Genomic DNA, 12,079 nt, shown 5'->3' on the forward strand with positions numbered 1-12,079 from the left:
AGGCTGTGCAGAACCGTTTGTCCACAGCCTGAGGGTGCCTGTAGCCAAAATGCGTCATCGACCGAACAATCGGTAGGTGAGACGCGTCACAGCCGTGCCGTGTCCCACAGCCGCTCCCACGAGGAGGTGCCGTATGACGGTCATGGAGCAGCGGGGCGCGTACCGCCCGACACCGCCGCCCGCCTGGCAGCCCCGTACGGACCCCGCTCCGCTGCTGCCCGACGCCCGGCCGTATCGCGTGCTCGGCACCGACGCGGCGGCCGATGCCGATCCCGCCCTGCTGCGCCGGCTCTACGCCGAGCTGGTCCGCGGGCGCCGGTACAACGCGCAGGCCACGGCCCTGACCAAGCAGGGCCGCCTCGCCGTCTACCCCTCCAGCACCGGTCAGGAGGCCTGCGAGGTCGCCGCCGCGCTCGTCCTGGAGCAGCGTGACTGGCTCTTCCCGAGCTACCGGGACACCCTCGCCGCCGTCGCCCGCGGCCTCGACCCCGTCCAGGCGCTCACCCTGCTGCGCGGCGACTGGCACACCGGTTACGACCCCCACGAGCACCGGGTCGCGCCCCTGTGCACCCCGCTCGCGACCCAGCTCCCGCACGCCGTGGGGCTCGCGCACGCCGCCCGCCTCAAGGGGGACGACGTGGTCGCGCTCGCCCTGGTCGGCGACGGCGGCACCAGTGAGGGCGACTTCCACGAGGCGCTCAACTTCGCGGCCGTCTGGCAGGCCCCGGTCGTCTTCCTCGTCCAGAACAACGGCTTCGCGATCTCCGTACCGCTGGAGAAGCAGACCGCCGCTCCTTCTCTGGCCCACAAGGCCGTCGGGTACGGGATGCCGGGCCGGCTGGTCGACGGCAACGACGCGGTGGCCGTGCACCAGGTGCTCGCCGAAGCCGTGGCCCACGCGCGCGCGGGTGGTGGTCCCACGCTGATCGAGGCGGTGACGTACCGCATCGACGCCCACACCAACGCCGACGACGCCACCCGCTACCGCGTGGACGCCGAGGTCGAGACATGGCGCGCTCATGACCCGATCGCGCTCCTGGAGCACGAGTTGACGGAGCGTGGGCTCCTCGACGACGACGGCATCCAGGCCGTGCTGGACGCCGCCGAGGCCATGGCCGCCGATCTGCGCGAGCGCATGAACCAGGACCCGGCGCTGGACCCCATGGATCTCTTCGCCCATGTGTTCGCCGAGCCGACCTCTCAACTGCGGGAGCAGGCGGCTCAGTTGCGGGCCGAGTTGGCCGCGGAGGCCGAGCCCCACACGGACCACACCGGGCATGCCGGGCACGCCGGAGGCGCCGCCGGGTCGGTCTCAGGCGCCGGGCGCGCGGAAGGGGCGGGCCGATGACCACCGTCGCCCTCAAGCCGGCCACCATGGCGCAGGCCCTCACGCGCGCGTTGCGGGATGCCATGACCGCCGATCCCACCGTGCACGTCATGGGGGAGGACGTCGGCACCCTCGGCGGGGTCTTCCGGGTCACCGACGGGCTCGCCGAGGAGTTCGGCGAGGACCGGGTCACGGACACTCCGCTCGCCGAGGCCGGCATCCTCGGAACGGCCGTCGGCATGGCCATGTACGGGCTCCGGCCGGTCGTGGAGATGCAGTTCGACGCGTTCGCCTACCCGGCGTTCGAACAGCTCATCAGCCATGTCGCCCGGATGCGCAACCGCACGCGCGGGGCGATGCCGCTGCCCATCACCGTCCGCGTCCCCTACGGCGGCGGCATCGGCGGCGTCGAGCACCACAGCGACTCCTCCGAGGCGTACTACATGGCGACTCCGGGGCTCCATGTCGTCACGCCCGCCACCGTCGCCGACGCCTACGGGCTGCTGCGCGCCGCCATCGCCTCCGACGACCCCGTCGTCTTCCTCGAACCCAAGCGTCTGTACTGGTCCAAGGACTCCTGGAACCCCGAGGAACCGCGGACCGTCGAGCCGATCGGCCGCGCGGTCGTGCGCCGTACCGGCCGCAGCGCCACGCTCATCACCTACGGGCCGTCCCTCCCCGTCTGCCTGGAGGCCGCCGAGGCGGCCACGGCCGAGGGCTGGGACCTCGAAGTCGTCGACCTGCGCTCCCTGGTGCCCTTCGACGACGAGACCGTCGCCGCGTCGGTACGGCGCACCGGTCGCGCCGTCGTCGTCCACGAGTCCGGCGGCTACGGCGGACCGGGCGGCGAGATCGCGGCCCGGGTCACCGAGCGCTGCTTCCACCACCTGGAGGCGCCCGTGCTGCGCGTCGCCGGGTTCGACATCCCGTATCCGCCGCCGATGCTGGAGCGTCACCATCTGCCCGGCGTCGACCGGATTCTGGACGCGGTGGGGCGGCTGCAGTGGGAGGCGGAGAGCTGATGGCCCAGGTGCTGGAGTTCAAGCTGCCCGACCTCGGCGAAGGGCTCACCGAGGCCGAGATCGTCCGCTGGCTGGTCCAGGTCGGGGACGTCGTCGCCGTCGACCAGCCCGTCGTCGAGGTCGAGACGGCCAAGGCCATGGTCGAGGTCCCCTGCCCCTACGGCGGCGTCGTCACCGCCCGCTTCGGCGAGGAGGGCACGGAACTGCCCGTGGGGGCACCGCTGTTGACGGTGGCGGTGGGACCGCCGGTCGCCGACGGCGGCGCCGGGAGCCCCGGCACGGCGCAGGGCACCGGCTCCGCCGGGAAGACCGAGGGCTCCGGGAACGTGCTGGTGGGCTACGGCACCGGAGCGCCTCCGGCACGGCGCAGGAGGGTACGGCCGGGGGAGCCGGCTCGGCCGGGTGAGCCCGCTCGGCCCACTCCGTCGACATCGGCCGCCGCTGAGCCTGCCGCGCCCATGGCACTCGCCGCGCCCGATGTGACACGCGCGCCGACCGCCGCTCCCGGGCGGACCGAAGGGCCTGTCTCGGTCGCTCCCGAGAGGCCCGGCGGACCCGCGTCGACTGCCGCCCCCGAGCGGCCCCACGGCCCCGTGCCGGTCATCTCACCGCTCGTGCGTCGGCTCGCGCGCGAGCACGGTCTGGATCTGCGGAAGGTGCGCGGTTCCGGGCCCGACGGCCTGATCCTTCGGGCGGACGTGGAGTACGCGCTGCGGACCGCCGGACCGGCTGTCACCGCCGGCACCTCGGCACCGGAAGCTCCCCTCGCGCGGCCCGCCGCCATGTCCCCGCAGCCCCTGCCCCTGTCCGCGCCGCCCCTCGCATCCGCTGCTCCACCCCTCGCGGCCTCCACGCGCGCGGAGACCGCCCCCGGCACACGTGTCCCCCTCCGGGGCATTCGCGGGGCCGTCGCCGACAAGCTGTCGCGGAGTCGGCGGGAGATCCCCGACGCGACCTGCTGGGTGGACGCCGACGCCACGGAGCTGATGAACGCCCGTACGGCGATGAATGCCACCGGCGGCCCGAAGATCTCCCTCCTCGCGCTGCTCGCCCGGATCTGCACCGCCGCGCTGGCCCGCTACCCGGAGCTCAACTCCACGGTCGACATGGCGGCCCGCGAGGTCGTACGGCTGGACCAGGTGCACCTCGGGTTCGCCGCGCAGACCGAGCGGGGGCTGGTGGTGCCCGTGGTGCGAGACGCCCACACCAGGAACGCGGAGTCGCTGAGCACCGAGTTCGCCCGGCTGACGGAGGCCGCGCGGACGGGGACGCTGACCCCGGCGGAGCTGACCGGCGGGACCTTCACGCTGAACAACTACGGCGTCTTCGGCGTCGACGGCTCCACGCCGATCATCAACCACCCCGAGGCGGCCATGCTCGGCGTCGGCCGTATCGTCCCCAAGCCGTGGGTGCACCAGGGCGAGTTGGCGGTACGGCAGGTCGTGCAGCTCTCGCTCACCTTCGACCACCGGGTCTGCGACGGCGGCACGGCGGGCGGCTTCCTGCGCCATGTCGCCGACTGCGTCGAACAACCGGCGGTGCTGCTGCGCACACTCTGATCGGCCGCGCGCACTCCGACCCGGGCCGGTGGAGGCCCCGGCCCGGCCATCCGGCCGCGCTCACGCGCCGCCGCGCCGGACACGTGCCGCCGGTGGACCTCGCTCCGGCTCCGACGGCGCCGCTGCGCCCGCGAGGGCCCGCCTCCGCTTTCGGCGGGCTTGCTCCGGCTCCGCCCGCGAGGGCCCGGCTCCGCTGGCGGTGGACCTTGCTCCGGCTCCGCCCGCATTGCCGTGCGGCGGGGCCCGTCTCCGCTGTCGGCGGATCTCGCAGCCGCTCCCGCCCGCGCCGCCTCCCCGCAAGGACGCGCACCTCTGCCGGCGGACCTCACCCCGGCTCCCACCGCGCCGCCTCCCCCGCGTTCCCTGTGATCGCCGGGGCACGCATACTCGGGGGATGACCGCGTACGAGTTTCCGGGCGGCCCCGGTGCCGAGGCGTACGACGCCGTCGTGCTCGCCGGGGGTGCCGCCCGGCGGCTCGGTGGCGCGGACAAACCCGGAGTCCGTGTGGGCGGACGGGCTCTGCTGGACCGGGTGCTGGCCGCCTGTGCCGGAGCCGGGACGACCGTGGTCGTCGCCGATCCCCGCCCCACCGCACGACCCGTGCTCTGGGCCCGCGAGGAGCCCCCGGGTGGCGGCCCGCTCGCCGCCCTCGACGCCGGGCTCCGCAACACCACCGCTCCGTACGTCGTGGTCCTCTCGGCCGACCTGCCGTTCCTGGGGGAGGAGACGGTACGGCGGTTGGTCGAGGCCCTGCGCGCCGGTGACGCCGATGGCGACGGCCGGACCACGCCGCCGCTCGACGAGCACACGAGCGGCCCTCCGCCCGGGTCCGCCGCCGAGGGCATGCCCGTGCCCGCCGACGCCGAAGGGACTCCCGCCCGCACCCCCGTCGAAGGCGGTCCCCCTCCAGCCTCCGTCGAAGGCGTCCTGCTCACCGACCCCGACGGTCGTGATCAGCCCCTGGTGGCCGCCTACCGGGCCGATGCCCTGCGACGGGAGCTGGCCCGGCTCGCCGCCGAGCACGGTGGGACGGCCGGGCTGCCCCTGCGGCGGCTGATCGCCGCGCTCCACCTCACCCGTATCACCGACCCGGTCGCGTCCTTCGACTGCGACACCTGGGACGACATCGCCGCCGCCCGCGCACGGATCAGGGAGCATGGCCACGTGTTGGATGAATGGATTTCCGCAGTCAAGGACGAGCTGGGGATCGACCTGGACGTCGACATCCGCGAGCTGCTCGATCTGGCCCGTGATGCCGCGCACTCGGTGGCCAGGCCCGCCGCCCCGCTGACCACGTTCCTCGTCGGGTACGCGGCGGCCAAGGCCGGGGGCGGTCCCGAAGCGGTCGCGGAGGCCGCTCGCAAGGCCTCCGCGCTGGCCCTGCGCTGGGCCGACGAGAACGCCCCCGACGCCGAGCCGGGTGGCAAGCAGGGCGGCGCCCCCGCTTCCGGCACGGACACCGCGTCCGGTACTGGCCCGGGCGGTGCCTCCGCCGCCCCCGACAGCACCCCGGACGCCGGATGACCGCCGCTCAGGACGCCGACGAACTCGACGTGGAGGAGGCGCTGGCCGTGGCCAACGACAGGGGCGACCGGGGGCGGGACCAACCACGCTCCGGACGGGAAGCACCCTCCCCAAGCGGCCACTCGTCTCAAGCCAGCCACGCCCCCCAAGCCAGCCACGCCCCCCAAGCCAGCCACTCCCCCCAAGCCAGCCACTCCCCCCAAGCCAGCCACTCCCCGCAAGGCGGCAGACCCCCTCACGGCGGTCACTCCTCCACAGGCGGCGACCGTTCGCCGGGAGACCACCGCGCCCACTCCGCCAAGGACGACAGCCACCACAGATCCACCCCCTGGCCCGAGGCCCGTGCCATCGCCGAGCGCGCCGCCCGCTCGGGAGGGCGCCGCACCCCGATCTCCGTCACCGTCGACGACGCGCTCGGCCTCGTTCTCGCCGCCCCCCTCACCGCCCTCACCGACCTCCCCTCCTTCGACACCTCCGCGATGGACGGCTGGGCGGTCGCCGGGCCGGGCCCCTGGGACGTACGGGCGGACGGGGTGCTGGCAGGGCACGCCGAGTCCGGGCGGCTCACCGACGGCGAGGCGGTCCGGATCGCCACCGGCGCCCGTATCCCGCCCGACACCACCGCCGTACTGCGCAGCGAACACGGCCGCACGGACGACAAGGGTCGCCTGCACCCCACCCGGGACCTCGCCCACGGCCAGGACATCCGCCCCCGTGGCCAGGAGTGCCGCAGCGGCGACCAACTGCTGCCGCTGGGCACGCTGATCACCCCGGCGGCGCTCGGCCTCGCGGCGGCGGCCGGCTACGACACCCTGACCGTCCTCCCCCGCCCCCGGGTCGAACTGCTCGTCCTCGGCGATGAACTGCTCACCGAGGGCCTCCCGCGTGACGGTCTGATCCGGGACGCCCTCGGCCCGATGCTGCCCTCCTGGCTACGCGCGCTCGGCGCCGAGGTCACCGCCGTACGCCGCCTCGGGGACGACGCCGACGCGCTGTACGAGGCCGTCCGTACGTCCACGGCCGACCTCATCGTCACCACGGGCGGAACGGCCTCCGGACCCGTCGACCATGTCCACCCCACCCTGCGCCGCCTCGGTGCCGAACTCCTCGTCAACGGCGTCAAGGTGCGCCCGGGCCACCCCATGCTGCTGGCCCGGACACAGGAGCGGCAGCACCTCGTGGGTCTGCCGGGCAACCCGCTGGCCGCCGTATCGGGACTCTTCACGCTCGCCGAGCCACTGCTGCGGACCCTCGCCGGGCACGCGGCCCAGGAGCCGTATGCGTTGCCCCTGCGGGAGTCGGCGCATGGGCACCCGTACGACACCCGGCTGATTCCCGTCGCTCTGCGCGGTGACGCCGCCGTGCCGCTGCACTACAACGGCCCGGCGATGCTGCGCGGTATCGCGACCGCTGATGCCCTTGCTGTTGTGCCGCCCGGTGGCGCTCGGCCCGGTCAGGCGTTGGAACTGCTCGATCTACCGTGGGCGACAGCGGGAATCCAGGTGTGTTTCACGTGAAACATCCGCATGTCCAACTGGTCATGGCCTTAGGGATGTTTCACGTGAAACACGAGGTGGAGCGGGGCGAAGCGCAGCAAGGTGTTGTACGCCGAAGCGGGGAGTGTTTCACGTGAAACTGCCGGGCCATGACGCCATTGCCCGCAACGAGGACGAGCGTGTGGCGACGCATCAGCTGAGACTGCCGAAGAGGGAGGTCGAGCGCCCGATCCGCCAGGTCGGCAAGCGTCTGTCCATGGCGTTGCTGGTGCTGGTCGCCACCGCGTTCATCGTCTACGCCGATCATGAGGGGTACAACGACAACTCCGACGGCGCCGTCGACCTGCTCGACTCGTTCTACTACGCCACCGTCAGCCTCTCCACCACCGGATACGGCGACATCACCCCGGCCAGCGACGGGGCCCGGCTCACCAACATCCTTGTGATCACACCGATGCGGGTGCTCTTCCTGATCATTCTGGTCGGCACCACGCTGGAGGTCCTCACGGAACGCACCCGCGAGGAATGGCGATTGAACCGCTGGAGGGCGACCTTGAGGGAGCACACCGTTGTTGTCGGCTTCGGTACGAAGGGGCGGTCGGCGATACAGACCGTCTGCGCGACGGGGCTGAGGAAGGACCAGGTCATCGTCGTGGACCCCAGCTCCAAGGTCATCGAGGCGGCGACGGCCGACGGATACGTGGGGATCGTCGGCGACGCGACCCGTAGCGAGGTCCTGCTCCATGCCGAGGCGCAGAAGGCGCGGCAGATCATCATCGCGACGGCACGGGACGACACGGCCGTCCTCGTCACGCTGACCGCCCGCCAGCTCAATCGCGGGGCGAAGATCGTGGCCGCCGTGCGGGAGGAGGAGAACGCGCCGCTGCTCAAGCAGTCCGGGGCCGACGCGGTCATCACCAGCGCCAGCGCGGCCGGGCGGCTGCTCGGCCTCTCCGTGCTCAGCCCCGCCGCCGGCATGGTCATGGAGGACCTGATCCAGCAGGGCAGCGGGCTCGACATCGTCGAACGGCCCGTCGTCAAGGCCGAGGTGGGGCGCAAGGTGCGGGAGACGGAGGACCTGGTGGTCAGCGTCGTACGCGGCCATCGGGTGCTCGGCTATGACGACCCGTCCATCGGTCAACTCCAGGTGGCGGACCGGCTGATCACCATCGTCCGGGCCACCCCGAGCACCAGGGTCGCCCCCGACACCAAGCATCTGCCACAGGGGGACACCCGGCATCTGCCGTAGGGACCGTGACGACAGGAGAGCGCCGCAGGGCAGCAGCCCTCGGGACGCTCTCCTGCGCCGACGCTACTTGCGGTTGTACAGCCGCATCGTGATCGGGCCGAAGACCAGCACGAACAGGGCGGACCAGCCCAGCGACCAGGCGATCTCGGCGGTCGGCCAGTCGCCCGCCATCAACTCGCGGACCGCCGACGCGAGATGGGTGATCGGGCTGTTGTTGACGAACGCCTGGAGCCAGCCCGGCATGGTGGTCGGGTCGACGAAGACGTTGGACAGGAAGGTCAGCGGGAAGATCACCATCATGCTGACGCCCATCACGGACTTCTCCGAGCGCAGCATCAGCCCGAACATCGTCCAGATCCACGAGAACGCGAACGAGAAGACGATCAGCAGGGCGATACCGAGGACCACACCCACGAACCCGCCGTCCGGGCGGTAGCCGAGGATCAGTCCGACGGTGAGCATCACCACGGACGCGATCGCGTACCGCAGCGCGTCGCCCAGCAGATAGCCGACCATCGTCGACGGCCGCCAGATCGGCAGCGAGCGAAATCGGTCGAAAACGCCCTTCTCGATGTCCGTGTTCACCGAGACACCCGTGTACATCGTGATCATGACGACGGACATCACCAGGATGCCCGGCAGCAGGAACTGGATGTACTCCTTCGGGGAGCCGGCCAGGGCACCGCCGAAGAGGTAGGTGTACATCAGCACCATCATGATCGGGAAGGCGGTGACGTCGAAGAGCTGCTCCGGTACGTGCTTGATCTTGAGGATGGCCCGCCAGCCGAAGGTCAGGGACGCCGACAGGGCGCTGGGCCTCGGCGGTCGTTCCTTGGCGATGAGCAGTTCGGCGAGCGACTCGGCGCTGACGGGGGCGAGTTCCTTGCTCTCGGTGGGGGTCACGGTGCTCATGCGGCCGCCTCGTCCTTCGTGTCGCCGACCTCGGGGTCGTGGGCCTGGGTGTCGTGTCCGGTGAGGGCGAGGAACACCTCGTCCAGGCTGGGCTGGCCCAGCGAGAAGTTGTCGACGGTGATGCCGGAGCGGGCCAGCTCGGCCAGCGCGCGGGCCGCGGCCTCCGCGGCCCCCTGCCCGTTCGTGGAGCCGGCGCCGACGCGCGCGGTCAGGGCCACCGGGTCCGGGTCCCGCTGCACCTCGGCGTGGAGCGCGATCCGCAGCACCTCCTCGGCCTGGGGCCGCTGCGCCGCGTCACGCAGTCGCAGATGGACGGAACCGGCTCCCACGGACGCCTTCAGCTCGCCCTTCGTGCCCTCCGCGATCACCCTGCCGTGGTCGATGACGGCGATCCGGGACGCCAACTGGTCGGCCTCGTCCAGATACTGCGTGGTCAGCAGCACCGTGGTGCCCTGGGAGACCACCGCGCGCACGATGTCCCACACCTGGTTGCGGCTGCGCGGGTCGAGGCCGGTCGTCGGCTCGTCCAGGAACAGCAGGTCGGGGGTGTTGAGGATGGACGCGGCGATGTCTATGCGGCGCCGCATGCCGCCCGAGTAGTGCTTGACCTGTTTCCCGGCGGCCTCGCTGAGCCCGAACGCCTCCAGCAGCTGCCCGGAGCGGCGCCGGGCCGCCCGCTTGTCGTGGCCGAGAAGGCGGGCCAGCAGCACCAGGTTCTCCATACCGGTCAGGTCCTCGTCCACCGAGGCGTACTGTCCGGTCAGGCTCACCCGGCCGCGTACCTCGTCGGCCTCGCGGACGACATCGTGACCGAAGACATGGGCCTCGCCGCCGTCGGGGCGCAGCAGGGTGGCGAGCATCTTCACCGTGGTCGTCTTGCCGGCGCCGTTCGGGCCGAGGACGCCGTAGACCGTGCCGGCCGGAACAGCCAGGTCGACGCCGTCCACCGCCCGGGTCTCGCCGAACGTCTTCACCAGACCCGCGGTCTCGATCGCGAGGCCGGACGTCTGTGGGCTCATGTCTGCGTTCCTTCCGTGTACGGGCCCGGTGTCCGGGGCTGTGCAAGGGGAGACCGCCGCCGCGGCCGGAACTCATCGGTGGCGGCACGAATCGTGGCCGAACGAATCGCCGCAACTCATCGGTGGACGCACGGACCGCCGCGCGAAATCGCCGCACGAGAAACCGCCGAGCCCCCGACACCGACGCGGCCGTCGCGTACTCGCGGACGAGTTCCCCACCGGCCCCCCGTCCACGGGGCCGCACCCTCCACACTCGCTCCCCCACCAGAGGAATGCATCTCGATGAGGACCAAGGGGCCAGACGGATACAACCGGGGACGCAGACCCGCCCTGGGGCGCCCACGCAGCAGAAACGGGGCGGCGGAGCCGGTCCCGGAGGCGTAGGGACCGGCGCGAGGCCGGGGAGTAGCGTCGGCGCCATGTATGCGATCACGATTTCTGAACCCGGTGGGCCCGAGGCGTTGGTGTGGGCCGAGGTGGCCGATCCGGTGCCCGGTGAGGGGGAAGTGCTCGTCGAGGTGACGGCCGGCGCCGTGAACCGGGCCGATCTGCTGCAGCGGCAGGGGTTCTACAACCCGCCCCCGGGCGCCTCCCCCTACCCCGGCCTGGAGTGCTCCGGCCGGATCGCGGCGATCGGGACCGGCGTCTCCGGATGGGCCGTCGGCGACGAGGTGTGCGCGCTGCTCTCGGGCGGCGGCTACGCGGAGAAGGTCGTCGTCCCGGTCGGCCAGCTGCTGCCCGTACCCTCCGGCCTCGACCTCAAGCAGGCCGCCGCCCTCCCCGAGGTGACCTGCACGGTCTGGTCGAACGTCTTCATGATCTCCCACCTCCGCCCCGGCGAGACCCTCCTCGTGCACGGCGGCTCCAGCGGTATCGGCACCATGGCCATCCAGCTCGCGAAGGCGGTCGGTGCGACGGTCGCGGTCACCGCGGGCACCAAGGAGAAGCTCGAACGGTGTGCCGCCCTGGGTGCCGACATCCTGATCGACTACCGCGAGCAGGACTTCGTCGAGGAGGTGCGCCGGGCCACCGACGGCAAGGGCGCGGATGTCGTCCTCGACAACATGGGGGCCAAATACCTCGACCGCAATGTCAAGGTCCTCGCCGTCAACGGCCGTCTCGCCGTGATCGGCCTCCAGGGCGGCGTCAAGGCCGAGCTGAACATCGGCGCCCTCCTCGCCAAGCGCGCCGCCATCAGCGCCACCTCGCTGCGCGCCCGGCCCCTTGAGGAGAAGACGGCCATCGTCGCCGCCGTACGCGAACATGTGTGGCCCCTGATCGAGGGCGGCCATGTACGGCCGGTCGTCGACCGCGAGATCCCCATGAACGACGCGGCCACGGCCCACCGCGTACTGGAGGAGAGCGGCCACGTGGGCAAGGTGCTGCTGGTGGTGCCGTAACAGCACCGCCCGGCACCCGCCGTGACAGAGCCGGACCTGTGACAGAGCGGGGCCCCGACCCCGTACGACGGCTCCGGCGTTCAGGTGCGGCGTATGCGCAGTCCCACGAAGGCGAGGCCGAGGCCCAGGCCCATCAGGATCAGGCCGCCGCCGAGGGCGAGGGCCCGCAGGACCTGCTCGTCGGGGGTGCTGTGGCCGTTGCGGGCGCCGTACGACGGTACGGGCAGGGCGGCGTTCTGCGACGGCTCGGGGGACACACCCGCCTCCGGGCCGTCCGGTTCGCCGGGAGCCTCGGACGAGTCGGCGTTCGCGCTGGGGTCGGCCTCCTCCGGCTCCGTGGGGTCGATCCCCTGCCGCCCCGGCCGCTCCCGCCCCTCGCCCGCGCGGCTGCCCGCCCACGAGGTGGCGGGGTCGGGACCGGCGGCGTACCCGTACGGCACCGTTCCCGCCACGAGGACCAGGAGCAGTCCCGCGACGAGAACCAGTCCCGTCAGCCGCACGGAGCGAACGCAAGGAGCCACGCCCTCAGCGTCACACGCCCCCGCCACCCCGGCATCTCGACCCGAACCC

10 protein-coding genes are annotated in these 12,079 nt (G+C 72.5%); 7 read left to right on the plus strand and 3 right to left on the minus strand.

Annotation, left to right across the window (positions count from 1 at the left end; genetic code table 11):
- The first annotated feature begins 133 nt into the window (after positions 1–133).
- The 6 genes from pdhA to ACWD4G_RS11700 all read left to right on the plus strand — a co-directional run bounded on the left by pdhA (position 134) and on the right by ACWD4G_RS11700 (position 8,178).
- Positions 134–1,348, plus strand: coding sequence for a pyruvate dehydrogenase (acetyl-transferring) E1 component subunit alpha (gene pdhA / locus ACWD4G_RS11675; RefSeq protein WP_451292492.1), 1,215 nt, complete (start codon positions 134–136; stop codon positions 1,346–1,348).
- On the plus strand, positions 1,345–2,349 hold the full coding sequence (locus ACWD4G_RS11680) for an alpha-ketoacid dehydrogenase subunit beta (protein ID WP_451292493.1): 1,005 nt from the start codon (positions 1,345–1,347) through the stop codon (positions 2,347–2,349). The genes pdhA and ACWD4G_RS11680 overlap by 4 nt, the downstream gene beginning before the upstream one ends.
- The gene (locus tag ACWD4G_RS11685; RefSeq protein ID WP_451292494.1) at positions 2,349–3,908 is read left to right on the plus strand and encodes a dihydrolipoamide acetyltransferase family protein; all 1,560 of its coding nucleotides are present in this window, start codon (positions 2,349–2,351) and stop codon (positions 3,906–3,908) included. Before ACWD4G_RS11680 ends, ACWD4G_RS11685 begins: the two co-directional genes overlap by 1 nt.
- A 394-nt stretch (positions 3,909–4,302) precedes the next feature.
- Positions 4,303–5,433, plus strand: coding sequence for a DUF6457 domain-containing protein (locus ACWD4G_RS11690; RefSeq protein ID WP_451292495.1), 1,131 nt, complete (start codon positions 4,303–4,305; stop codon positions 5,431–5,433).
- Positions 5,430–6,950 (plus strand): molybdopterin-binding protein, encoded by a 1,521-nt coding sequence (locus ACWD4G_RS11695; protein WP_451292496.1) that lies wholly within the window; start codon positions 5,430–5,432, stop codon positions 6,948–6,950. Before ACWD4G_RS11690 ends, ACWD4G_RS11695 begins: the two co-directional genes overlap by 4 nt.
- A gap of 112 nt (positions 6,951–7,062) precedes the next feature.
- Positions 7,063–8,178 carry a potassium channel family protein gene (locus ACWD4G_RS11700; protein ID WP_451292497.1) on the plus strand — a complete coding sequence of 372 codons (1,116 nt, stop codon included), beginning with the start codon at positions 7,063–7,065 and terminating at the stop codon, positions 8,176–8,178.
- Between the two features lie 63 nt (positions 8,179–8,241).
- Here ACWD4G_RS11700 and ACWD4G_RS11705 read toward each other — a convergent pair whose 3' ends face one another.
- Positions 8,242–9,090: an ABC transporter permease gene (locus ACWD4G_RS11705; protein ID WP_451292498.1), complete on the minus strand. Its 849-nt coding sequence runs from the start codon at positions 9,088–9,090 to the stop codon at positions 8,242–8,244.
- Complete coding sequence (locus ACWD4G_RS11710) at positions 9,087–10,109, minus strand: ATP-binding cassette domain-containing protein (protein ID WP_451292499.1); 1,023 nt, start codon at positions 10,107–10,109, stop codon at positions 9,087–9,089. The genes ACWD4G_RS11705 and ACWD4G_RS11710 overlap by 4 nt, the downstream gene beginning before the upstream one ends.
- A 419-nt stretch (positions 10,110–10,528) precedes the next feature.
- Here ACWD4G_RS11710 and ACWD4G_RS11715 point away from each other — a divergent pair, with 419 nt between their 5' ends.
- Complete coding sequence (locus ACWD4G_RS11715; protein WP_451292500.1) at positions 10,529–11,509, plus strand: NAD(P)H-quinone oxidoreductase; 981 nt, start codon at positions 10,529–10,531, stop codon at positions 11,507–11,509.
- Between the two features lie 80 nt (positions 11,510–11,589).
- Here the strand turns inward: ACWD4G_RS11715 and ACWD4G_RS11720 are convergent, their stop codons facing one another.
- Complete coding sequence (locus ACWD4G_RS11720) at positions 11,590–12,009, minus strand: hypothetical protein (RefSeq protein WP_451292501.1); 420 nt, start codon at positions 12,007–12,009, stop codon at positions 11,590–11,592.
- Positions 12,010–12,079 lie beyond the last annotated feature (70 nt).

Source organism: Streptomyces sp. NPDC002643, from assembly GCF_053592555.1.